Annotated in this window: 20 protein-coding genes; 12 read left to right on the top strand and 8 right to left on the bottom strand. The window is 46.3% G+C overall.

The annotated features are described in order from the left end of the window. Positions 1-97: 97 nt before the first annotated feature. Entirely contained in the window at positions 98-970 is an 873-nt protein-coding gene (locus QE357_RS13925; protein WP_106635837.1) for an AraC family transcriptional regulator, read from the bottom strand. A gap of 258 nt (positions 971-1228) precedes the next feature. On the opposite strand from QE357_RS13925, the gene QE357_RS13920 reads away from it, so the two are divergent. The 4 genes from QE357_RS13920 (at position 1229) to QE357_RS13905 (ending at position 9392) form a co-directional block, all read left to right on the top strand. Then, on the top strand, positions 1229-4297 hold the full coding sequence (locus tag QE357_RS13920) for a TonB-dependent receptor (RefSeq protein ID WP_106635838.1): 3069 nt from the start codon (positions 1229-1231) through the stop codon (positions 4295-4297). Between the two features lie 131 nt (positions 4298-4428). After that, on the top strand, positions 4429-6030 hold the full coding sequence (locus QE357_RS13915) for a RagB/SusD family nutrient uptake outer membrane protein (protein ID WP_309708477.1): 1602 nt from the start codon (positions 4429-4431) through the stop codon (positions 6028-6030). Positions 6031-6223: 193 nt separating this feature from the next. After that, the gene (locus tag QE357_RS13910; RefSeq protein ID WP_309708474.1) at positions 6224-7327 is read left to right on the top strand and encodes a glycosyl hydrolase; all 1104 of its coding nucleotides are present in this window, start codon (positions 6224-6226) and stop codon (positions 7325-7327) included. 181 nt (positions 7328-7508) lie between these two features. Beyond that, a complete protein-coding gene (locus QE357_RS13905; protein ID WP_309708472.1) occupies positions 7509-9392 on the top strand; it encodes a sodium:solute symporter family protein in 1884 nt (627 codons plus the stop codon). Positions 9393-9732: 340 nt separating this feature from the next. Here the strand turns inward: QE357_RS13905 and QE357_RS13900 are convergent, their stop codons facing one another. After that, positions 9733-10971 carry an MFS transporter gene (locus QE357_RS13900; protein WP_309708469.1) on the bottom strand — a complete coding sequence of 413 codons (1239 nt, stop codon included), beginning with the start codon at positions 10969-10971 and terminating at the stop codon, positions 9733-9735. Between the two features lie 114 nt (positions 10972-11085). After that, complete coding sequence (locus QE357_RS13895; protein WP_106635841.1) at positions 11086-11466, bottom strand: VOC family protein; 381 nt, start codon at positions 11464-11466, stop codon at positions 11086-11088. Positions 11467-11767: 301 nt separating this feature from the next. Between QE357_RS13895 and QE357_RS13890 the strand changes: the two genes are divergently transcribed. Continuing rightward, positions 11768-12328 (top strand): type 1 glutamine amidotransferase domain-containing protein, encoded by a 561-nt coding sequence (locus QE357_RS13890; RefSeq protein ID WP_106635842.1) that lies wholly within the window; start codon positions 11768-11770, stop codon positions 12326-12328. A gap of 139 nt (positions 12329-12467) precedes the next feature. After that, on the top strand, positions 12468-12743 hold the full coding sequence (locus QE357_RS13885) for a hypothetical protein (RefSeq protein WP_106635843.1): 276 nt from the start codon (positions 12468-12470) through the stop codon (positions 12741-12743). Between the two features lie 229 nt (positions 12744-12972). On the opposite strand, the gene mog is transcribed toward QE357_RS13885, so the two are convergent. Together mog and metG are read right to left on the bottom strand one after the other, a co-directional pair. Beyond that, positions 12973-13506 (bottom strand): molybdopterin adenylyltransferase, encoded by a 534-nt coding sequence (gene mog / locus QE357_RS13880; RefSeq protein WP_309711390.1) that lies wholly within the window; start codon positions 13504-13506, stop codon positions 12973-12975. Between the two features lie 111 nt (positions 13507-13617). Further along, complete coding sequence (gene metG / locus QE357_RS13875) at positions 13618-15660, bottom strand: methionine--tRNA ligase (RefSeq protein WP_309708462.1); 2043 nt, start codon at positions 15658-15660, stop codon at positions 13618-13620. A gap of 226 nt (positions 15661-15886) precedes the next feature. Between metG and QE357_RS13870 the strand changes: the two genes are divergently transcribed. The 3 genes from QE357_RS13870 to QE357_RS13860 all read left to right on the top strand — a co-directional run bounded on the left by QE357_RS13870 (position 15887) and on the right by QE357_RS13860 (position 18756). Continuing rightward, the gene (locus QE357_RS13870; RefSeq protein WP_309708459.1) at positions 15887-16891 is read left to right on the top strand and encodes an NAD-dependent epimerase/dehydratase family protein; all 1005 of its coding nucleotides are present in this window, start codon (positions 15887-15889) and stop codon (positions 16889-16891) included. Positions 16892-16971: 80 nt separating this feature from the next. After that, a complete protein-coding gene (locus QE357_RS13865; protein WP_106635846.1) occupies positions 16972-17472 on the top strand; it encodes a nuclear transport factor 2 family protein in 501 nt (166 codons plus the stop codon). A gap of 30 nt (positions 17473-17502) precedes the next feature. Then, on the top strand, positions 17503-18756 hold the full coding sequence (locus tag QE357_RS13860; RefSeq protein WP_106635847.1) for a DUF937 domain-containing protein: 1254 nt from the start codon (positions 17503-17505) through the stop codon (positions 18754-18756). Positions 18757-18808: 52 nt separating this feature from the next. Here QE357_RS13860 and QE357_RS13855 read toward each other — a convergent pair whose 3' ends face one another. From QE357_RS13855 to QE357_RS13845, 3 genes are all read right to left on the bottom strand, one after another. Further along, the gene (locus tag QE357_RS13855; RefSeq protein ID WP_309708451.1) at positions 18809-20071 is read right to left on the bottom strand and encodes a HAMP domain-containing sensor histidine kinase; all 1263 of its coding nucleotides are present in this window, start codon (positions 20069-20071) and stop codon (positions 18809-18811) included. Further along, entirely contained in the window at positions 20068-20745 is a 678-nt protein-coding gene (locus QE357_RS13850; RefSeq protein WP_307143459.1) for a response regulator transcription factor, read from the bottom strand. Before QE357_RS13850 ends, QE357_RS13855 begins: the two co-directional genes overlap by 4 nt. 630 nt (positions 20746-21375) lie before the next feature. Continuing rightward, complete coding sequence (locus tag QE357_RS13845) at positions 21376-22011, bottom strand: HAD-IA family hydrolase (protein ID WP_106635849.1); 636 nt, start codon at positions 22009-22011, stop codon at positions 21376-21378. Between the two features lie 524 nt (positions 22012-22535). Between QE357_RS13845 and QE357_RS13840 the strand changes: the two genes are divergently transcribed. The 3 genes from QE357_RS13840 to QE357_RS13830 all read left to right on the top strand — a co-directional run bounded on the left by QE357_RS13840 (position 22536) and on the right by QE357_RS13830 (position 25303). Further along, positions 22536-22982, top strand: a complete 447-nt coding sequence (locus tag QE357_RS13840; RefSeq protein ID WP_309708445.1) for a hypothetical protein — start codon at positions 22536-22538, stop codon at positions 22980-22982. Positions 22983-23082: 100 nt separating this feature from the next. Then, complete coding sequence (locus QE357_RS13835; RefSeq protein ID WP_309708442.1) at positions 23083-24129, top strand: TonB-dependent receptor; 1047 nt, start codon at positions 23083-23085, stop codon at positions 24127-24129. Then, positions 24113-25303, top strand: coding sequence for a TonB-dependent receptor (locus tag QE357_RS13830; RefSeq protein ID WP_309711387.1), 1191 nt, complete (start codon positions 24113-24115; stop codon positions 25301-25303). Before QE357_RS13835 ends, QE357_RS13830 begins: the two co-directional genes overlap by 17 nt. Positions 25304-25316 lie beyond the last annotated feature (13 nt).

Below are 25316 nucleotides of genomic sequence, written 5' to 3'. Positions count from 1 at the left end.
GAGTTAATAAATGTATATCGTGTTTAGAGGAAGCATTGAACTTTCGAATATAATCAAAGGAACTCGGGTGAGAGCTAACGTCATAAGCAGAATTCGCCTATACAAATACTCGTGAACCGGAATAATTACTTCTGAATTCCCGTGGCGTGCACCCATTCTTCTTTAGAAAGGTTCGATTGAAATAGGAGAGGTTATTGAACCCGCATTTGTAAGAGACTTCCGCAATGGTTTGAGAAGTATCAATCAACATGCGGGATGCGTGCCCCAGCCTGATTTCATTTAAACTATCTATAAACGTTTTACCAGTACTTCTTTTGATAAATCGGCTGAAGGAAACTTCCGGCATGTTGGCTACTTTGGCTACGTCGGCCAGGGTAATCTTCTTTTCGTAGTTTCCCTGCATGTATTCAAAGGCCTTTTCAATCCGGCGACTATTATAATGAATGGTATCGTTTGTGAACGATGCATTCGACAACGTACGCATATTCCGCGAGATGGACAGGTCGTGCAGAATAGACATTAAATCCAGCACGGAGTCAAATCCGCTCTTTTGCGTCAGGGCTTCCAGCCGGGGCCGAACCGCTTCAATGGTCTCGCGGGAAAAGAGCACGCCCTTCGAGGCCCGTTCGAGTAAGGCCCGGATGAAACTCAACTGGTTTCGGCGTAATAATCTCTCATCAAACAAATCCCGGTGAAACTGAATCGTTATTTCCCGAATTGCGGTATTAGGGCACTGATGATTGAACCACCCATGTGGCAAATTACTGCCTACCAGCACCAGCTCCAGGTTTTCAATCACGTCGGAATGATCCCCGATGATTCGCTTAATACCCTCACCATGAGCGATGAAATTCAATTCAAACTCATCATGGTAATGAAGTGGAAAGTCAAAATCTGACTTTACCCGGGCAAACAGTGTAAAACAGTCGTGCTGAGTAAGGGGCGTAATCTCCCGGTAAATGTTACTCATAAAGCAAAAGTAAAAGAAGTTTTAGGTAATAACAACAATCGATGATAACATAGTATTATAGCAAAGATAGATTTAATAGTGGATTTCATTAGAATAATCAAAGAAAAATACGCACTATAATCGTCAATTTAGTAATTAATCAATATTATATGATAATATATGGCTGATAAAAATATCAATCTGTTTTAAAAAATGATAAAATAGTATTATTCGGTTGATAAGATTGAAACATAATTTTGTTGCGAAAAAATTGACCTTATGAAACTATTGAAGCTTTATCTAATCTTCACCATATGCCTGCTTCTGGGGTGTATGGGTAACCTGTATGCTCAAACCAGGAGCATCTCCGGGACAGTCGCCGATGAAAAGGGCGAATTATTACCCGGCGTCAGTATTTCCGTGAAAGGCACGACGGTTGGGACCAATACCAATGCGGAGGGTCGTTTTACGTTAAATGTTCCCACCAATGGTACTACACTGCTGGTATCCTTCGTCGGAATGCAATCCAAAGAAATCCCATTAACCTCTGAATCTACCTATGCGATTGTACTGAACTCGGATACCAAAGCTTTAGATGAAGTAGTGGTAATCGGTTATGGTTCGGCTCGCAAGAGTGACCTGACCGGATCAGTGGCTTCGGTAAAGTCGGAACAGTTAACTCAGATCGCTACGCCTAACGTAACCCAGGCTTTGCAGGGCCGCGTAGCAGGGGTGGACGTAACGGCCAATTCGGGTGAGCCGGGTGGAGCCAGCCGGATTCGTATTCGGGGCGTGGGTACGATCAACAACTCCGATCCTCTGTACGTAGTAGATGGTTTCCAGACGGCTGATATCAGCTTCCTGGCTCCAACGGATATTTCGTCGATGGAAATTCTGAAGGACGCGTCGGCAACGGCTATTTATGGTTCTCGTGGAGCAAACGGGGTAGTATTGATCACTACGAAACGGGGTCGTTCAGGCCCGGCTAAATTTACGCTGGATGGTTATGCCGGGGTTCAGAATGCCTGGAGAAAACAAAGTCTGCTGAACGCCAGTCAGTACGCAACGCTGCGTCTGGAAGCGTATCGCAATGATGGAACCGTGCTGGACCCAACGGGCCAGGAATATCAGATACTGACCAACGCCGTTCAGTCCAACATGGTTGGTACCGATTGGCAGAAGGAAGTCATGCAATCGGGTTCGATCCAGAACTACACGCTGAACGTCATGGGTGGGTCGGATAAATCACGTTACAGCCTGACGGGAACGTATTTTGGTCAGGATGGTATCGTAAAAAACTCTTCATTGCGTAAGTATTTCCTGCGTTTCAACAACGATTATACGTTTACGAACTGGTTGACAGGTGGCGTTTCGGCAGCCTTCTCTCGCACGAACAAAACGTTCACCAATAATGACTTGTTTGCCGGGGTATTAACCACCGCTTTGCGGGCAGAACCTATTACTCCTGCCTGGAATAGCACGACGAATAACTGGGGCCGTACGATTGTTTCGCAGGAAAATAACCCTGCCCGTGCCGCCAGTGAAATGTCGGGTAACAAAGGTTACGAAAGTCTGCTGAACGCGAATGCCTACGCAGAAGCTTCATTCCTGAAGCACTTCAAACTTCGTTCGCAATTCGGGGTGAATTACAGGAACATTCACAACAAACAATATTTACCCGAATTCTTCCTGGATATTAAGGAGTTACGGGCCAATAGCCAGTTGACGGAATTACGTGGCGAGCAAACCCAGTGGGTTTCATCCACTTACCTGACTTACGATAACGATTTCGGTAAGCACCACGTAGGAGCGATGATCGGTACGGAGTCGCAACGGTTAACGTATGCTGATTTCGGAATCACGGCGTATGACGTGCCTTCGAATGCAGACTTACGTTACCTGTCTTCCAGCCGTAACGCCAATAGCTATAACGTAACCAGCACGCAGTCGGACGAATCCATTCTGTCTTTCTTTGGTCGGGCAAACTATAGTTACAATGATCGTTACATGTTAACGGCAACCTTGCGTTACGACGGTTCATCCCGCTTCCTGCCGAGCAATCGCTGGGGTTTGTTCCCTTCTTTCGCGGCGGGCTGGAACATCACGGATGAACCCTTTATGGCTAACCTTAATGCCATCAGCAACCTGAAATTACGGGCAGGCTGGGGCCAGGTGGGTAACCAGAACTCGGCTAATAACTACGGTTATGTAACGACGATTTCAGGGGGTAACCGTTACGTATTCGGAAACCAGATTGTGGAAGGCTTCGCTCCGACAATGGCGAGTAACCCCAATTTGAAATGGGAAACGACGACGAGCTCAAACATCGGTATCGACGCGGATTTCTTCAATCATAGCTTAAGTCTGACCGCTGATTACTTCGTGAAGACCACTACTGACATGATTGTGCGGGTTCCCGTTCCCGTATTCGTAGGGGTTGGACCTCCGTACGTGAACGCGGGTAGTATGCGTAACAACGGTATCGAGTTGGCTTTGAACTACCGCAATGAGGTAGGCGATTTCCGGTACGACTTGGGCGTGAACTTCACGAAAATCAAAAATGAAGTAACCAGCTTGGGCGGTGGAACGGGCATTGAATCGGCCAACGTGATTGGTAACTGGGGTAACATTACTCGTACATCAGTAGGTCGGGAGATTGCCTATTTCTACGGAATGAAAACGGATGGTATCCTCAGAACGCAGGAAGAAGCCAATGCCTATAATGCTCAGTACAAACCTGAAAATGCAGCACAGGCGGGCGATGTTCGTTTCGTGGATACGAACGGAGATGGGGTGATCAGCAGTGACGACCGGGTATACCTGGGAAGTGCCACGCCTAACTTCAGCTACGGGATCAATGCTAATTTCGGCTATAAAAACTTCGATCTGAAAATCTTCTTTCAGGGAGTTCAGGGCGTAGAAGTAGTGAATGCTCTGGATTACTTCACTCGAAACTCACAAGGTATCTGGAATTCCGTTCCTGATCGCCTCAACCGCTGGACGCCAGAAAATACGAATACAAACGAGCCCCGCATGACGGCAAAAGATGCGAATGCAAACTACCGTTTCAGCGATCGGTTCGTACAAAGCGGTGATTACCTCCGTCTGCGGAACGTAACGCTGGGGTATACCATTCCTAAAACGGTAACGGAACGCTGGAAAATGTCAACCGTTCGTGCGTATGTGTCAGTAGACAACCTCCTGACTGTAACGGGTTACAAAGGGCTGGATCCTGAAATTGGTGAGTACGGTTACAACCGCAGTTATAATCCGCTGGCCGTTGGCGTTGACGTAGGAACCTACCCCCAACCCCAAACCTGGCGTGCCGGATTGACGCTTAATTTCTAAGAATGTTTAGGGTTTAGAGTTTAAGGTTTTGGGTTTAGAGTAGGGAGTAATTTTAGAGTGGGTCATTCCAACTCCAAGCTCCAAACCCAAAACTCCAAACCCAAAACTCCAAACCGATTAACTCAACAAAAATGAAATTCAAATATATCATAGTTGCATTGTTGCTGGCTACGAGTGGCACGATGCAGAGCTGTAGCGATTTCCTTCAGAAAGATCCCCTCGGACAGGATACCGACGTTACCTATTATCAGGATGCCAACAATGCTATTCTGGCCATTAACGCCGCTTATGACGTGTTGGGTTATGACGAAGGAAACGACGGTTTAGGGAACTACGTCAATCATAATTACGAATGGATGTTTGGCGATGTACTTTCGGAAGATGCGGAGAAAGGCAGTACGCCGGGCGACATGCCTCCACTTCAGGAGCTGAAAGAATGGCGGGCCAATGGAAGCAATACCATCGCCCAGGCCGTTTGGCAGAACATGTTTCAGGGCGTGTACCGGGCTAACCTGGTTATTCAGAACTTGGCAAATTCACCGATTGAAGAAGCCCTGAAAAACCGTCTGTTGGGTGAAGCTTACTTCATCCGGGGGTATTGCTATTTCTACATGTTGCGTTTGTACGGCGGGCTTCCTCTGTTTGACAAGCCCGTGGAAACGTCTCAATATAGCACCAGCAAGAGAGCGACTTTAGGGGAAACGTATGCGTTCATTGAAGCGGATTTCAAACGGGCGTTGGATTTACTACCCGAGAAAAACGGATACGATGCCGCTGACGCTGGCCGTGCTACCAAAGGTGCGGCTCGCGGGTACCTGGCCCGTGCCATTATGTATCAGTTAGGAACGGATAATACCAATAACCACACCTGGCAGCAGGTATACGATTACGCGGATGCCATCGTAAAATCGGGTCAGTATAGTTTAACGACGAACTACGCGGCTATTCAGGAAGAGGAAAGCGAAAACAACGCGGAGTCGATCTTCGAAATTCAGTTTGCGGAGTCGAACGTAGGTTGGGGAATTCAACGCGTAGGAACGGAGAATAACATCATCCAGAACAACCGGAATACCTGGGGTTGGGGTTTTAATAATCCGACGCAAAGCCTGGTGGATGCCTTCGAAGCAAACGACCCTCGCAAGAATATAACGATTTATAAAACGGGTGATATTGTCACGGGCCTTTTGCAGGTGATTAATTATCCTTCCGAAAACTCAACGGGTTACCTGAACCGGAAAGCCGCCATTGTGAAGCCAACGACGCCTTCTCAGTCGCCGCAAAATATTCGTAAAATGCGTTATGCGGATGTGTTATTGATGAAAGCAGAAGCGGCAGCTCATCTGGGTATGGAAAGTGAAGCCCGCACCATTCTGAACCAGATTCGGACCCGGGCCCGTCAATCGACGTTAGGAAAAGGTTCGGTGTTGAATACCATGACTTACGAACCCGCGAATACACCTGCTTCGGCTTTACCCGCCATCGGTGCTTCGGTATCGGGAACTGCTCTGCTGAACGCGATTTACCATGAGCGTCGGGTCGAGCTGGGAATGGAATCTCTGCACTTCTGGGATCAGGTTCGTACCGGAACGTACATGAGTTCATTACCTACTTCCGTACGTGCCTCAGCCATGTCTCACAGCATTCAGGGATCAGTTAATCCGATTCCCGTACTGCCCATCCCACTGAACGAAGTACAATCCTGGGGACTGCAACAAAATCCTGGATACAACTAATAGTGGAGTTAGAGAAGTTTTGGGTTTAGGGTTTTGAGTTAAAGGTTCAGAGTTGATTACACAACTTGTTAACTCAAAACCCCAAACTCAAAACTCTTAATCCCAAACTCAATCGGGCTTCTATTCTAGATCATAGGATAGAAGCCCGTTTTTGTCTCTTTACTTCTTAGTTTTAGCAATTAATCAATGTTTTATGCTACGAACTGCTCTTATTTTGCTGGGGTTAACGACTGGAAGTCTGTTTGCTCAAAGCTTACCCATTGATCGTCAGGCCACCAAAGAAACCCGAAACCTGTACCGCAATCTTCAGAAGGCCTCGAAAAAAGGAACGATGTTCGGTCATCAGGATGATTTGGGGTATGGGGTAAACTGGCGGGCCGAGGCCGGTCGCTCGGATGTGAAAGACGTAACGGGTGAGTATCCTGCCGTTTTCGGTTGGGATTTGGGCCGAATTGAACTGGATAGCACGAAGGAAATTGACGGCATCCCGTTCGAAAGTCAGCGGAAAATGATTCAGCAGGTATATGCTCAGGGTGGGGTGAATACGTTTAGCTGGCATCTGAACAATCCGGTTGATCCCACTAAAACCAGTTGGGACGCCATGGATTTTAGCATTCGCAACATTTTCAGCGATAAGGAAATTCAAAATCGATATGATTCCTGGCTGGACCGGGTAGCCACCTATTTCCTCAGCCTGAAAGGCCCGAAAGGAGAGTTAATACCAGTCATTTTCCGGCCTTTTCACGAACATACCGGAAGCTGGTTCTGGTGGGGAAAAGACCACGCAACGGTGGACGAGTACGTGAAATTATGGCGTTATACCGTTGAATATCTGCGAGATAAAAAAGGTATTCATAACCTGTTATATGCGTATAGCACGGATCGTTTTACCTCGCGTGAAGAGTACCTGGAACGCTATCCCGGCGATGATGTGATTGATCTGGTAGGGTTTGACATTTACCACCGACCACAAACCGCCAAGCCGGATCGTTTTCTGGAGGATACCCGCAAAATGGTGGAGATCCTTAGAACGATTGGTAAAGAAAAAAAGAAAGTATACGCCATTACCGAAACCGGACTGGAGAAACTCCCCATGCCTGACTGGTGGTCGGAGGTATTAACCCCGATCATCAAAGACGCGGGATTGTCTTACGTCCTGGTGTGGCGAAATGGTAACCCCGGTCACTTTTATGCTCCGTATCCCGGGCAGGCAAGTGCCGAAGATTTTAAGAAGTTTGCCCGGCGTTCCGATGTCTTCCTGCAAAAGAAAGCCGCTGCCCAGAAGCTGTATAAGTGAGTTGGGAGTTTTGAGTTTAGGGTTAGGAGTTAATGAGAGCTGATGACTTGAACTGACGAAGAGAAGATGAATGCGTTTGCTCTTCTATTTTGAGTTGATGACAACCAACAACTTAAAACGCTAAACTCAAAACCCAAAACTTGTGGGTGGCAGGACGTTGGGCGGACGCAACGACGCACTCATGAAGTTATCAGTACTGGATATTTGCATTATTGTTTGTTACCTGCTAGCCGTTATTGTGTTGGGGCTGGTGCTCAAAAAAAGGGCCGCCAAAGACAAAGAAGCTTATATGTTGGGTGGTAAAACCTTGCCCTGGTATATGCTCGGCCTCTCGAATGCTTCGGATATGTTTGACATTTCCGGGACGATGTGGATGGTCTCGCTGGCCTTTGTTTATGGACTAAAAAGCCTCTGGATTCCCTGGCTCTGGCCGGTCTTCAATCAGGTTTTCATGATGATGTACCTGTCCGTCTGGTTGCGACGCTCGAACGTTACCACCGGGGCCGAATGGATCGGAACGCGATTCGGAAGAGGAAAGGGGGTCAAGGCTTCGCATACCATCGTGGTTGTTTTTGCCTTGTTGAGTTGTCTGGGTTTTTTGGCGTATGGCTTTGTGGGGCTGGGCAAATTTGTGGAGATATTCATTCCTTTTCAGAGTATCGCTCCCTATCTACCTTTCTCGGTTTCACCGGAATACGTAGCTCCTTTTTACGGAATCATTTTCACAGCCTTCGCGGTGTTTTATGCCATTCTGGGGGGGATGACTAGCATCGTCATCGGCGATGTTATGAAATACGTCATCATGACTATCTCGGCATTGGTAATCGCGGTCATTGCCATGGATAACCTTTCGGGAAAAACACTGGCGGTGCCGCAGGGATGGTATACCCCCTTTTTCAGTTGGCGGCTCGATGATTTGGACTGGACGGGAATGATGGAGGAAGTGAACGACAAAATTCAGTCAGACGGCTTTTCTTTGTTTGGGGTGTTTTTCATGATGATGCTGTTCAAGGGAGTGCTGGCCAGTCTGGCTGGGCCTGCCCCGAATTACGACATGCAGAAAATTCTTTCGACTAAGTCGCCCCAGGAAGCAGCCAGGATGAGTGGCTTCGTTTCAATCGTCCTGTTACCCGTTCGCTATGCCATGATTATGGGTTTGACAGTCCTGGCCTTGCTCAATTTCGATCACTTAAATCTGCATGGAACGCACGGAATTGATTTCGAGAAAATTCTTCCAGCGGCCATCTTGCACTTTGTTCCGGCAGGCCTGATGGGTTTGTTACTGGCGGGCTTACTGGCCGCCTTTATGGGCACTTTTGCCGGAACACTGAATGCCGCTCAGGCCTACATCGTCAATGACATCTACCTGAAATACGTTAATCCGGGAGCCTCCAACCATCGCATTTCCAGAATGAATTACCTCTCGGGTCTGACGGTGGCATTGATTGGCATTCTTTTGGGGTTATTTGCCAAAGACGTAAATAGTATTTTACAGTGGATTGTCTCGGCATTGTACGGCGGCTACATTGCGGCTAATGTGCTGAAATGGCACTGGTGGCGATTTAACGCCAGTGGTTTTTTCTGGGGAATGGTAGCCGGCATTATTCCAGCCCTGATTTTCCCGGTCGTTTTCCCGCACACGCTGAGTCTGTATTATTTCCCTTTGTTGTTCGTGATTTCACTCGCAGGCTGTGTGTATGGATCGTTGGTAACCCCTGCAACGAACATAGATACGCTGAAAACTTTTTACCGCACCGTTCGACCCTGGGGTTTCTGGAAACCCATTCAGGCATTAGTACAGCAGGAAGATCCTGATTTTCAGCCTAATCCCGATTTTAGAAAAGATGCTTTAAATGTCGTGGTTGGAATGATCGCTCAGTGTACTTTAACGCTCGCACCCATGTATTGGGTACTGAAAATGAATCTGGAACTGTCGGTTACGCTGCTGGCACTGGGGGTATGCATACTCATCCTAAAAAGAACCTGGTGGGATCATCTCTACGATGAACCACCACTGGTAAAGGGAAACCGTTTAACCAAAACCCTGGATGACTTTCCAAGATAAATACCAGATTCAGGAAGAATTGGCAACCTAGGCAACTAGATTCGTTAGTAGTCCAAATTAACATCCGAGTCAACTTCTCCAGCATTATTAATTCCATTAATAAATCTAAGAAGTCCAGCGGACTTCAATATGAATAGCCCCGGATGAAATCCGGGGAATGATGCCAGCTTACGAATGGCGTTCAGATCCCCGGATTAACATCCGGGGCTATCCGTATTCAACCCCTCCGGGGTTATGGAGTCAAACGATTATTCATAAAAATACCCCCCAAGTAGTATCTAACTTCTGGGGGGCACTCCACCTCGTTTGGGGGCTTTTTTATAGAAAACGCTGATCCTCATTAAACCGGCACGGCTGGATTGGTTACCTTTCGTTGTACCATCTTGTTCACCAGATACATCATTGCAATACCAACAATCATACCCAGGATAACGACGTAACTCAAAATATCGTAATGTTCAATGTATCCTGTCGGCGTTTCGGAAACGATCATTCCGGCGATGACTGCGGCGAGCCCACCGGCCATTTGTTGAACCGAAGAGTTAATACTCATAAACGCCCCCCGATCCTGCAAGGTAGGAATGGCCGTCATCAGGGCCGAAGAAGAAATAATGCGGGAAGTAATTCCCACGAACATGATAACATTAATAATAATGACTGTAGTCAGCGGAGTAGGGCCGAGGTTCCCATAAATTCCCGTCATAATCATCGCTAATACCGACCCTGCAAAGAACAAACGATATTTGCCAATACGGTCGCTGTATTTCCCAATTAAAGGTCCTGCAATCATAGAGCTGATACCCGTAATGACATATACCGTAGGTAAATCAGCAAACGGAATTTGCAGGTTATGCACACTATACGCACTGCCAAAGGGCATCAGCATGTAACCTCCCATGGCCAGTAACGTCGTGGTAGCAAAAGCGAGTAGGTAATTCGGTTTAGATAAGGTTTTCTGCAGGTGTACAAAGGCATTCTGTTTTTCCGTACTCTTCAAATGGGCATCAATCGGCTTTAGATACACCACAATTAAAATACCAATGATGATGCAAAAACCGACAATCATAGTAAAGGGCGAATGCCAACCGAAGTGGTTAGCCAGGTATAAGCCGATGGGAATTCCCAAAACCTGACTCGTAGCAAAGGCCATTTGCACAAAACCCATGACCCGACCGCGAACTTCCAGAGCAAATAAGTCGGTAATGATCGCCGCACAAATAGAGCCGATTACCCCGCCAAATAGTCCCGTGAAAATCCGGGCGAAAAGCAGAAAATGAAAATCAGTGGCGATGCTGCACAAGAACGTACCGATGGTAAAGCCAGTGTAAAAAAACAGAAGTAACTTCTTGCGGTCAAACTTATCAGCGAACCCCGCAGCTAATAAGCCCGATGCTCCGGCACTAAACGCATAGGCCGACACCACCCAGCCAAATTGAGCGGGAGAAATGTGCATGGTAGGCATAAGGATGGCTCCGAGGGGAGACAACACCATGAAATCCAGAATGATGGTAAATTGAAGAATCGCCAGAATGGCAATAACGAAGGTTTCGTATTTGGAAAACTTTTGGGAAGAATCCATGGGTATGATTAAGGAAAAATAGGTTAGCTCGTTGCAACGAGTAATAAATCAGCACCACTGATCAAGACACTCCTTGGAGTAGCTAGTCAAGTCCTGCTTCGTCAAATAATGCTTTTACTTGGATTGTAAACTATTGATCCACCAGACGTTACCGAAAGGGTCAATCACTCCACCACTGCGGCCATAAGACTGATCACTCACTTCCATCAAAATGGTACTACCTTGTTCTACGGCCTTGCGAACGGCTTCGTCGGCATTATCTACGTAGACAAATAAACTGCAGGATTGCGGTCGCCATTCTTCCGTGCTGTCGCAAAGCATAAGGGTACTTCGACCAATTTGATATTCAGCGTGCATAACCGTAGTGTCGTCCCGTTTCGCCAGATAGACTTCCTTGGCCTGAAACACATATTTAATGAAGTCAATGAACTGAAAAGCACCTTCCAGAATAAAGTACGGCATGACCGACTGGTGATGATGGGGAAATAGTTTCATTCGTGAGGACGTATTAAGCACGGAATTACTTCAAATGTAAAGAAAAAGAATGAGTGATAGCGGGTTTAATGAGGCATAGTTACCGCAAGGGTGCGGAGGCTTTTCTATAAAAAATCTATCTTTTGTTAGGACTGATTACGAGGATAGAATAGATCTAAGTATTACAAATGTCCTCTGTTAATCAGTGTTTTAAGAGAGTGTAAGTTGAATAATGGGCTTACTAAAGCACTAGAATAACTAGGTTGAAGGAATATGTTTTTCTACTTAAGAGGCATCACACAAGTATAAACTTACTTAAGTCATGGAACAGAAACTGCAAGGAAAAAAAGTAGCAATTTTACTTACCGATGGATTCGAACAAGTAGAATTAACCGAACCACAACAAGCATTAATAGATGCCGGTGCTGAAACAAAAATTATTTCTCCTAAAGAGGGTCAGGTAAAAGGTTGGGATCACACAGATTGGGGCGATTCATTCGCAGTAGATGTGCCTTTATCAGAGGCAAATCCCGAAGACTATGATGCCTTATTGTTGCCCGGTGGGGTAATGAATCCTGATAATCTACGGATGGATAAAGATGCCGTTGCTTTCGTAGAACACTTCTTTGAAGCTTCAAAACCCGTAGCAGCCATTTGCCACGCACCCATCATGCTGATTGAAGCAGATGTAGTGGAAGGTCGGAAATTGACTTCTTTTCCATCCTTACAGACGGATTTAAGAAATGCCGGAGCCGAATGGGTTGATGAAGAAGTAGTGACAGATAACGGTTTGGTAACCAGCCGCAAGCCCGATGATATTCCTGCATTTAATAAGAAAATGATCGAGGAAATTGCGGAAGGTCAACACGCAACGACTTATTAATAGTAGCATTTTCAATACGATAGTTCTTAACTGGTTTTGTAGAAAAAATTCTATAAAATATAATTGGAATACTATTTTATTTCATGTAATTTAGATAAGTCCGTCAGATGACGAGATAAAATGATAACCTGATAAATCTATGGAAAATAACCAGCAACAGGCAAATCAGCAGCAAGGCTCTGATACGCAAAATCAAGATCAACGCAACCAGAATCAAGGAAATCAACAAGCTCAGCAAGCGGGTCAACAACGCCAGCAACAGGGAGCAGAACCCAATCGGGGAGGTGGTAACCAAAACAGTCCTGGTAACGGGGGAGAAGGGTTAGGCACGGGTCGTTATGAAAACGAAGATCAGAATAACGAAACTCCACAGCAGGATCAATACGTAAAAGAAGAAAGAACCAGTCGATTATAAAATTGACAGAAATACATAAAAGAAGCCCAATCGTTAACCTGACGATTGGGCTTCTTTTATGTTCGGCATTCTAGCTTGCAACGAACTGGCTTGCTGCCAGCGAAAAAGCTGGCAGCATTAAGAAAACTAGTAAAAAGCTATCAGCAGTGTATTTCAGTAATGCTACTTTGACTAAAAGGATGCTAACAACCTGCTGCCAGCAATTGAAAAACTAATCGTAATCCCTTCCCTAACTCTGCTTAGGCCGAAAAGCTTTGATAACGGCTTCGTTCGTTTCCAGATAAGGCCCGCCGATTAAATCAATGCAGTAAGGAATAGCTGGAAATACAGCGTCCAGACATTGGCGAATGGCCGAAGGCTTGCCGGGTAGATTTACAATCAGACATTGCCCACGAATACCCGCGGTTTGCCGGGAAAGAATGGCCGTAGGCACGTATTCCAGACTTACCTTTCGCATCAATTCCCCAAAACCCGGCATCATTTTCTGACAAATCGCCTCGGTTGCTTCGGGAGTGACATCGCGGGGAGCGGGGCCCGTTCCACCCGAGGTTACTACCAGGCAGCAACCTTCCTGATCCACCAGTTCAATTAACGTCTGAGAAATGAGATCCTGCTCATCGGGGATAACCCGGTAGACGGGTTCCCACTGATTCACTAAATACTCGTTCAGGGTCGATACAATGGCTTTGCCCGGAATATCTTCATAAATACCCGCACTGGCCCGATCCGACACATTGATAATTCCAATCTTTACCCGGTTCATGAGGTTACTATTGAATGCGTGATTGATCAAAAGAGTGAATACATGGTACACTCATAACTGACAAAAAAGGCTGATGTTTCCACCAGCCTTCTTCCGCGTACTATTGAATACCTAAGAAACGGTTCCGCCGTTCCAGATGGGTTCGCCGGGGCGGATGAATTGCAGCTTGCCGTCGCGGTCTTCTGCCATCAAAATCATCCCTTGCGATTCGATGCCCATCATTTTTCGAGGGGCCAGATTCGCCAGTAAGGAAACCTGCTGACCAATAATAGCTTCGGGTGAAAAATGCTCAGCGATGCCACTAACTACCGTCCGGGTATCAATTCCTGTATTCAGCGTTAATTTCAATAATTTCTTAGATTTCGGAACGGCTTCAGCCGCCGTGATGGTGGCAATACGAATATCCAGTTTGCTGAAATCGTCGTAGGTAATGGCCTCTTTCTGAGGAGCTGGTGTTTTAGACGCCAGCTCGTTCATCTTTTTCGTATCCAGTAATTTCTGTACCTGAGCCTCGATGACTGCATCTTCAATTTTCTCAAATAATAAACCCTTATTCTGAATGGAATGACCTTCAGGCAGTAAAGACGCCGATCCGGCTTTACTCCAGTTAGTATCCGTCAGGTTCAGCATTTCACGCAGTTTGGTTGCCGTGAAAGGCAGGAAGGGTTCCGCCAGGATAGAAAGCGAAGCGGTAATTTGCAAACTCAGGTTCAGGATCGTAGCTGCACGCTCGGGGTTTTCCTTAATGACCTTCCAGGGTTCTGTAGAGGCCAGATACTGATTCCCCAGGCGAGCTACTTCTATAAATAGGCTCAGTCCTTCCCGGAAACGGAAATTATCGAGTGAGTCAGCAATTTTGGCGGGATACAGAGCCAGCTCTTCCAGCATTTTCTGATCGGCTTCGGTTAACTCGCTGAGAGCCGGAACTGCCGGGCCAAAGTTTTTCTCCGTTAATACAACAGCCCGGTTTACGAAGTTACCCAGAATTCCGACCAACTCGGAGTTGTTACGTGTTTGGTAATCTTTCCAGGTAAATTCCGAATCCTTAGTTTCGGGAGCGTTGGCAATCAGGGTATACCGAAGCACGTCCTGCTTACCGGGCATGTCTTCCAGATATTCGTGTAACCACACCGCCCAGTTCCGGGACGTGGAAATCTTGTCTCCTTCCAAATTCATGAATTCATTGGCCGGAACGTTATCCGCACCCGCGATGAAACGACCATCGGCCATCAGCATGGCGGGGAAAATCAGACAGTGAAAAACAATGTTATCCTTACCAATGAAGTGAATGAGACGGGTATCGTCGGCTTTCCACCATTTCTCCCAATCATCGCCTTTCAGTTCTTTCGTAAAGGTGATATAGCCAATCGGAGCGTCGAACCATACGTACATGACTTTACCTTCGGCGTTGGGCAAAGGTACTTTGATACCCCAATCCAGGTCGCGGGTCATGGCCCGTGGTTTCAGACCTTCGTTGAGCCAGGAACGAACCTGACCAGCCACGTTGGTTTTCCATTCGGGGTGGCTCGCTACGTATTTTTCCAGCTCTGGCTGCATCGCATCAAGCGGCAGGTTCCAGTTTTTGGTTTCTTTCAGAATCGGCGTTCCGCCGGATAGCATCGAGCGGGGGTTAATCAGCTCGCGAGGACTCAGGGTGCTGCCGCAACGCTCGCACTGATCGCCATACGCATTTTCGTTTCCACATACCGGACAGGTGCCTACGATGTAACGATCAGCCAGAAACTGACCCGCTTTTTCGTCGTAATACTGTTCGGTTACTTCTTCTACAAATTTTCCCTGGTTATATAACTGAAGGAAAATCTCCTGGGACATTTCGTGATGAATGGGCTTGGACGTCCGGGAATAAATGTCAAAATCGATTCCAAAATCCACAAACGACTGGTTGATTTGTGTGTAATACTTGTCAACCACCTCCTGCGGAGTGATGCCTTCTTTTTGAGCCCGGATGGTAATAGGGACACCGTGTTCATCGGTACCCGAAATAAAAGCGACGTCTTCTCCTTTCGCCCGGAGGTAACGTACATATACGTCTGCCGGAACGTAACATCCTGCCAGGTGACCAATGTGAATCGGACCGTTGGCATAAATGAGGGCTGCGGTGACGGTAGTGCGGTTGAATTTCTTCTCAGACATGAAAATCGGTAATTAAGGTCAGCAAAAGTAAGCATTTTTGGAGGATAGAGGGAAGAGTTTGCGGGATCGTTCGATCCGTTAAAAAATCCTTACTTTTGGCCTGTCAACGACGAAACGTAATTTTGTATCGTTTGGTCAAATTCAGAAGATCTGTTTGCAGAAGAGGCTGAATTAGATCGGAGAGAGGCGATCTTTCCGCAGAAAACAGGAAGCAAAGCGTAAAGAGATGGTATTTCTCACCGGGGCTAATGGCCTGATTGGTAGTGCGGTAGCAAGGAAATTTATTCTGGAAGGAGTACCGGTTCGGGCTCTTCGTCGAGCCAGTAGCGACCTCCGTTTAGTAAAAGATCTGGAAGATCTAATCGAGTGGATCGAAGGAGATGTGCTGGATGTAGCTATTCTGGAATCGGCCATTCGTGGCTGTACGTATGTCGTACATACGGCAGCGGTAGTCTCCTTTTCACCGAAAGAACGGGAAAAATTATACAAAATTAATGTAGAAGGGACGGCAAATGTCGTCAATATCTGCCTGAGCGAAGGCGTTCAGAAATTAGCCTACATTAGTTCCGTAGCGGCTTTAGGAAGACCTTCCCAGCAAAGTAAAAACCCAGAGGTACCGACGGTTGTGGATGAAAATCAGAAATGGGAAGAATCGCCGTTAAATTCACATTATGCCATCTCCAAGTATCAGGCCGAGCTGGAAGTCTGGCGGGGGGTATCGGAAGGGCTCAACAGCGTGATCGTAAATCCATCGGTAGTGATTGGGGAAGGCGACTGGGACAAAAGCAGCACGGCTTTGTTCAAGTATGTCCATGATGAAAAACCTTTTTATACCGACGGGACTTTCAATTACGTAGATGTTCAGGATGTGGCCGAAGCCATTTATCAGTTGCTCTACAGTACCATTAAAAACGAACGGTTCATTCTGAATGCCGGACGCACCACGTATCGTCAGTTTTTTGAGTTGATCGCTAAAGAAATGGGCAAGAAAGCTCCTTCCTATCGCGTTACTCCTTTAATTGCTGAAGTGGCCTGGCGATGGGAGGCATTTAAGAGTATTTTTACTAAAAAGCCGCCTTTGGTAACGAAGGAGACGGCCCAAAGCTCACAAACACACTTTACGTATCCGGGAACCAAGCTAGTATCAGCCTTACCTTTTAAATACCGCACACTAGAAGAAAGCACCCAGCGAATTGTTGCCTATTTAACAAATGCCTATTATAATAGTTGAAGTGTTTAGTGAAAGCTTTTTACTCTACTTAAAAAGATATTGTTTTGTCATTCAATCCAGCTTGTTTTAAGATTACTCACATGAAAAAGGTACTCCCCATTCTTTCGCTCGTGGTAGCCAGTTTTACTGCGGCTCAGGCTCAAAGTGAAGATGCTGCCATTAAAGAAACGTTACAGAATTACATTGACGGCGGAGCCACGGGTGATACTGCTAGTCTGAATCGGGCTTTTTACCCCACGGCTAACCTGAGAAGTTTGGCAAATGGACGGGTAACGAGTACGCCCGTAAAGGAATTTATTGGCAGAACGCCCAAGGGAGGAGCCAACTGGACTGGCCGTATCGTTTCTTACAGTTATTTAGGAACGGCAGGTTCGGCAGTGCTTGAAATGCAACTGGATGCTTTCAAATTTGTTGACTTTTTGTCGTTGATGAAAATCGGAAACGACTGGAAAATCGTAAGTAGAGTATTTACGCGGGCCGACAAAAATCAGCCCATTACCTCAGTTGGAGGAGGAAAAGCCGCTGTAACGCAGAAAAAATCTGCTGCGAAGCCTAAGCCAAAGTCAGATGATGGTTGGTGAGATTGAGAACTAACCTCCAAAGAACTACTAATGAATATTTTTTCGTATCTAAAAGATTCACTTTCTGTTGAGGTCGTAGAAGCCATTGCTTCGTATGTAAACGAAAATTCGGATCGGGTAAAGCAGGCGGCAGATCTGGCCGCTTTGTCCGTTGTTGCTGGATTTCTGAAACGATCATCAAGCGAAAGTGGAGCTAAAGCTTTATTTAAAGCGATTGAACGTGAGAACATTTCTCCGGAAAAATCAGCTCAGCTACCTCAATTGCTGAAAGACCGGGATCAGATCTCACAGATTGCTCAGAAGGGAAGTAATCTCTTTAGTCATTTGTTACCTGATAAACGGAGTGTGGTAATCACGATGATTACTGGTCAGGTTAAAATTCGGAATTCTTCGGCGACTAATGTGCTGGGGATCTTATCCTATTTGGGGGTCGATATCCTGGGTAAACAGATTAGGGATCAAAACCTGGATGCCGTTGGACTGGCGTTATTGCTTCGTAATCAGAAGGACAATTTAATTAAAGAAGTTGATCCTGAGTTATTTAATAGGGTAGCGGTTACGCTTTCCATTGAAGAGTTCGAACGGCTGGGTTACGTAACGCCCGCGGAAGAAGAAACCGTGGAAGTTCAGGAGCGTCCGCGTTCCAGAGGAAACGAAAATCCGTATGCGGATCTGACGGAAAGCTCCACTTTCCCCTGGAAAAGCGTCGTAGCTGGTTTGGGAATTCTGGCGGTTCTGGGCGGAGGTTATTATGCCTGGCAGAACTACGGAGACTCCATTAAAGCCAGCACCAGCCAGGATTCTACCTCGCTGGAAGAAGTAGCCGTTCCGGCTGATTCAACGGCTTTATATCCAGATACTTCGGCGGCAGCCAAGCCAGGGGTTACTCCCAATACAGCGACGTCGGCAACTTCGGCGGCGGGTGGTCTGGCGGATAAACTCACCAAACATCTGGCTGATCCGTTGGGTAAACCAGGAGCCTATTTCACGTTTGATGAGGTGAGCTTTGATCCGATTACAAATCAGCCTACGGCTCAGTCGACGCCGGCCCTGAACGCATTGGCAGAGGTTATGAAAAAGAATCCTAACCTGCAATTGAAGTTCACTGGAGTGACCAAGCAGTTGGGTAATAAGAAAAACGTTTTTAAGCAAGCCAATAGCATTAAATCCTTTTTAACCAACGCAGGTGTAGACATCATGCGACTGGATGCCGCAAGTTTCCTTTCTTCGGACTCAACCAAGCCTAACCGCAGCTACATTGCCGTGAAGGTGATACGTCAGTAATCCCTTATTGATAGAAGAACCTCCCGCAACGATACAATGGCGGGGGGGTCTTCTATGATTTTAAGCTCAAACAAAAGCTGTGGAGGCCGTTTACCTCGGTGTATTGAATCTGTAAGCCGTAGTTATCGCAGATTTCCTTCACGATGGCCAGGCCAAGTCCCAATGATTCGGAAGAACTGCCTTCTTTCTTGAACCGGGAAAAAAGCTCGTTCGGTGCGTGAAGAAGGACGTGCCCGGTATTGCTGAGACACAAACGATCTGAGGATGAATGCAAGCGGATTTCACCGCCGGCTACGTTGTGCCGTAATGCATTACTAACCAAATTGGTAATCAGACTTTCCGCCAGAACTGGGGGCAACACAACCATAAATGGAGATTCAATAGTAACGCTCAACTGAATCTTTTTATACTGCACCATTTCCTCCATATCCGCGAGTTTCTCGGTCAACTCTTCGCTCAGATCGATGGTCTGTTGATTCACAAATTGCCGATTTTCAATCTTCGCCAGTAATAATAAACCCTGATTCAGGCGTGACATTCGGAGCGAGGCTTCGTAAATCGTTTGAATCCAGTGCGTTTGGTTTTCCGTGAGTTGCTCGGCTTGAATCAATTGCTCGACTTTGGCATTAATCAGGGCTAGCGGCGTTTGTAACTCGTGGGAGGCATTCTCCGTAAACTCCTTGAGATTCAGATAATCATGCAAAATCTTATCCGACATCTTCTGAAGGACTTCGTTAAGTTCATTGAACTCGATAATCTCCGGCTGAGCGAGCTGAAGTTTCTGTTTTTGCGTTAAATCGAAATGTTTAATTCGGGAAAGGGTATCGTAAAAAGGCTGCCAAATGCGGCCTGAAAGCTGGTTTTGAAACCAATAGGTACCCAGCAATAATAACCCCAGCATCAGAGCCATGGTAAAAGTAATGGCCTCAATGAGCCGATACGACTGAATCATGGATTTGCGAATCGTTACCCGATGCTCAACGCGTTGAATGGGCACGTAAAAGGTAAGCTGCCGAAAAGGGATCATTTTCTGCGAATACCGATCCTGAATGAGCGTGTCCTTGAACGTTTCTTTGAAGTCAGTGGGTTCGTGGGCGGGTTCTACCTCAATTTTATTCTCGACGAAATACGAATCCTGCTTCCAGTTGTAATGATGGATGTAGACTAGAAAATCGCGTTTTTCAACCAGCAATCGGCTTTCCACTTCATCGTAAATCAGCCATTTGATAATGCCATACATGCTAAATGCCGCTATGACGTACAGACTTAGCGAAAAGAATAGATAAATGCGGTTGGTTTTTTCCAGTAATCTCATACTTCGCCGAATTTATAACCAATGCCGTAAATCGACCGAATGTAGTCGCGGCTGCCCTTTTCAATCAGTTTGCGACGCAGGTTTTTGATGTGCGAGTACACCATATCCAGCGAATCGGCGGAGTCCATGTGGTCACCCCAGAGGTGTTCGGCAATGGAAACTTTGGTTAATGCAACGTCAATATTAGAGAGAAAATAGAGTAATAAATCGTATTCTTTGCGGGATAATAGTGTTTCCTGTTCTTTCACGAATACTTTCCGGGAAAGCGATTGCACCACGATTTCGTGGTACTGAATTTCATTGTGCCCTCCAAAATTTCGGCGACGAATCAGGGATTTGACCCGGGCGTTGAGTTCTGATAAATGAAAAGGCTTGGTTAGGTAATCGTCCGAGCCCACTTCCAGTCCTTTGATCCGGTCTTCCAGAGCATTACGGGCTGAGATAATAATAATTCCCGTCGAAGCCGAGCGTTTTTTCAGGGTTTCAATCAATTGGAGTCCATCGCCGCCGGGTAGGGTTAAGTCAACAATGATACAATCGTATTCATAGAGATACAGTTTTTCGTCAGCCTCCTGATACGTAGCCGCCATCTCGCAACGGTACCCTTCTTTGCTCAGGTAAGCCGTTATACTCTCGGCTAAACCCTGCTCATCTTCAACCACTAACATTTTCATAATTCACCCATTTACTGATTTCGTCAGCGAAGATAAAGTACCAATTTGGGAAAGAAATGGGAGATTCTGCATTGAAATTCCAAAGCAGATACGCGGCTTCATCGCTTCTGGCCGGGAGATGAGTATAAATAAATGGGAAACAAAATTGCCTTTACCATCCGCCCTGGTTGGTGTCCTCACTAACCCCTACCTTTTAGTAATGGCTGGTGAAGACACCATCCAGGGTAGTAGAAAACCGCTTCTTATCCAGAAACATCCACCGTGGTTGGTGTCCTCACCAACCACTATACTTTTAGTAATGGCTGGTGAGACACCAGCCACGGCGGGAGGACTAGTTACAAAAGCCACCTCTTACCCAGACCCGATAAAGTCGCGTCTCCACACCGTGGTTGGTGTCCTCACCAACCACTATACTTTTAGTAATGGCTGGTGAGGCACCAGCCACGGCGGGAGGACTAGTTACAAAAGCCACCTCTTACCCAGACCCGATAAAGTCGCGTCTCCACACCCTGGTTGGTGTCCTCACCAACCACTATGCTTTTAGTAATGGCTGGTGAAGACACCAACCAGGGCGGGAGAATAAAAGGTAATAAAAACCAACTCATACCCTGACACAATGAATTCACATCCCTACAAAGGGGGATGCGTTAGTAAGGCCAGTAGTTCGTCCGTAGAATTTACGTAATAATCCGGCGGATTCTGATTGATTAATTCCATCGGATCATACCCCCAACTCACCCAGGCAATGGAAATCTGAGCGGCCCGGCAGGCGGTAATATCCCTTAATTCATCACCCACATAAAGAATCTCTTTTGGAGTTACCCGTAAATCTTTCATCAAGCGATTCATTACTTTATGTTTTCCGAACAAATTTCGAGACGTATAAATGTGTTGAATTGCGGTTATTTGATTGGATTGAAGGAAATTCTGAATGTTTGATTTAGCGTTGGAAGAAATAATGGCCAGCGTAAAACCCTGATTTTGGAGCTGATTTAACAGGGCTTTGATTCCTTCAAAACATTCCAGCCGATGCATGGCTCGTCCGTATTTTCTCAAAAAAAGAAAAGATATCCAGGGAATATGATACAGTGGAATTCGCATGATTTTAAAGCGTTCGCGAATGGAAAGCTTTCGTAGCTCATGGATGTTTTCGGAATCTAAGGAGAGGTAACCATATCTTCTGGCGATCTCGTTGTAGACCTCTACGAAAATGTATTTGGAATCAACTAAAGTGCCGTCGAAATCGAAAATGATGGTTTTATACATGAATGCATGGGTGGATAACAAAGAAAACTCAAGGTAATAAAATGCTTCGGCTGTTCATAAATCGCTCGATTATTATCCAGAAAATTAAGCCGAAGGGGTTTGAATAACTCAGTTCCAGAAATGAAAATACTAACCCAACAGACCACTGGCTTTCATCGCAATTATTCCCACCGGGTAAGAAAGCTACGCTTGATAAGTTCAGAACTGGTCAAGGGAATAAAAGAAACACTTTATTAAAAGTTGCCTAAAAGTTATAATCGAAGATATTATGGCGAATCAGGGCTTCTGAAATTTTAAGCGATGGGGTATGAGCTAACTTCCTCGCAGTGTCCCCGGAGGAAATCCGGGGAAGAAACGTGTGATAGATTGGAGCATAAACTTTTTCGCCAATGGTCATCTCAAAGAGGTGGAAGCCTATTTAACTCTTATTTTTAGACAGCCTCTTACATTTATATGGAAAAAATTTAAAAAGGTAGATTGGGGAAAAAATAGTAAATACCTTTGTGTCCAAACTTCTACGGTATATGAAACCGTCTATACTCTTTCGACTGTTTAACGTATTTATGGTATTGGTCGTCCTGACGACATCTACGGGTTTTGGACTCGTGGAGCACACTTGCCATATCCGTCACAAGAAGAAAGTTTCACTGGTTTCGTTTGATGAAAAGAAGTCTTGCCCCGCTTGCCTTCACAAGCAACATCCTAAATCCAGCCATCAGAGTCTTAAAAAACAGAGTTGCTGTCAGGAAGAAACCCGGTATGAACACGTTTCGTACACGTCTTCGATTACCAAGCTGGCGGCAAAGTTTGTTAAGATGGTCGTGGAATTCACGGCTCATGTGGCCTATTACTTCTTCCAGGTACTGCTCAGTGCCTTTCGCTCACTTCTTTCGAGTGCCTATGACGCACAGGCGGCCATTCCGCTTTCCGGGCGAAGTTTACTGGTTTTTGTGCAATCTTTCCTGATTTGATTGGCTCTGAATGATTCATTCTGAGGAAGTTACTGTCCTTGGATGGGCCTTGATGCTTGTGCATTAAGTCTTCATTCTGTATTCATTTAGCCATAATTTTATGCGTATTCAGCGATTCGTATTCACTGGAGCATTGCTTCTGTGGACCTGTTATACTTCCCTTGCTCAGACGTTAAACGGCCGTGTGGTCGAGAAGCAAAGTAATGGGAGCCTTGAACCTTTGGTAGGAGTAACCGTCTATTGGTTAGGAACTTCTATTAATACCCAGACCGACGGTCTGGGAAAATTTTCGATTACTAAACATTCGGATCAGCAAAAGCTGGTGTTTTCGCTGGTGGGGTATCGCTCGGATACCCTTCAGGTTAACTCACTGGATTCACTGACGGTTACTTTGGTAAATGCCAATCAGCTTCAGGAAGTAACCGTCACCAGTGCGGCCTCTTCCATTGACCGCATTAACCCGATTCATACGGAAATTATTACCTCAAAATCGCTGGCGAAAGCCGCCTGTTGTAATCTTTCCGAAAGCTTTGAGACCAATGCTTCGGTTTCGGTGAGTTACGGCGATGCCGTTACGGGAGCCAAACAGATTCAGTTGCTAGGTCTGGCCGGAACGTATGTACAGATCAATACCGAAAACATACCTAACATTCGGGGTTTGAATACGACGTTCGGACTGAACTATACACCGGGTACCTGGATCAGTTCGATTGATGTTTCCAAAGGCGTAGGCAGTGTAGTGAATGGCTACGAAGCCATGACCGGAGCGATTAATATCGAACTGGCTAAACCCGACGGTGACGACAAGCTTTTTCTGAACGGTTACGTGAATAGTTTTGGCCGGGCGGAGTTGAATCTGAATCTGGCTAAAAAACTGACCGATAAATGGTCGGTGGGGCTGTTAAGTCACGGGAGTACGCTGCAAACCCGGCTGGACAAAAACAAGGATGGATTTATAGATGTGCCGCTGTATTCGCAGGGCAATATCATTAACCGCTGGAAATACCAAAGTGACCGCTGGATGACGCAGTTTGGCGTAAAGGCTCTATACGAAGATCGTTTAGGCGGACAAATGGACGCGGGGCGGGACCGACCCAACGTGTACGAGTTTGGTAACGTAACCCGCGCGACTGGAATTCTTCAGTAAAACGGCCCAGCTTTTTCCTGAAAAGCCTTACAAGGGGTTAGCCTTAATCTTTAATGGCGTCTATCACGATGCTTCGGCTCGCTTTGGTTTTAAGCGTTATTCAGGAGTTGAGCAAACGCTTTATGGAAACCTGATTTACCAGAATATCATCGGTGATACCCGGCATACGTATAAGCTCGGAGCCAGTTTCATGCTGGATGATTTCAACGAGAAATTCCTGGATTCTGCTTTTGTAAGGAAAGAACTAGTTCCCGGAGCTTACGGAGAGTATACCTATACAATTCCCGAAAAAATGACGCTGGTCGCTGGTGGACGGGTAGATTTTCATAACCTCTATGGAACCCGCTTTACGCCTCGTTTACACGTATTAGTTCACTTGCCCGCCGAAATTGATGCCCGGTTGAGTGCCGGAAAAGGCTGGCGGGTGCCTAACCCAGTGGCCGAAAATTACGGGATGCTGGTTAACTCCCGGAATTGGACCATGCTCGATTCCCGCATTAATCCCGAACAAAGCTGGAACTATGGTTTGAGTCTGACGAAAGCCTTACCCTGGGGCGGTAAAAACAGCAGCTTCACGCTCGACTTTTATCGTACGGATTTCCAGAATCAACTGGTGGTAGATATGGAATCGGCGGATCGGATTGTGGTGTATAACCTGCGTGGCAAAAGCTATGCGAACAGTTTTCAGGCGGAATGGAACGTGCAACCCTTACCCCGTACGGAGATTAAGCTGGCCTATCGCTGGTTTGACGTGCAACAGACGGTTCGAACGCCGGGCGGCGACCAGACTTTGTTACCCAAAATGTTTGTGAACCGCGACCGGGTTCTCTTCAATATCGGCTGGGCTAGTGACCGATTTGAGAAATGGAAGTTTGACTTTACCTGGCAATGGAACGGTCGCCGACGCGTGCCTAATAGCGAAGCCGGGCATATTCATGACGTTACTTCACCACCCGTGTATGCTCCAGCCTTTTCGAATCTGAATGCTCAGGTAACCAAAAATTTCAGAACCTGGGCCTTGTACGTAGGAGGTGAAAACCTGGCCAACTTTACCCAGAAAAATCCAATCATCGGAGCAAATGATCCCTTCGGGAAAAACTTCGATGCCTCGATGGTATGGGGGCCGGTGATTGGCCGAATGATTTATGCTGGATTTAGATACAAGATTCAGTAAACGAAAACGCAAA

Source organism: Siphonobacter sp. SORGH_AS_0500, from assembly GCF_031453245.1.
In the GTDB taxonomy this organism is placed as follows: Bacteria; Bacteroidota; Bacteroidia; order Cytophagales; family Spirosomataceae; genus Siphonobacter.
This window is presented reverse-complemented; position numbering and strand designations above follow the sequence as displayed.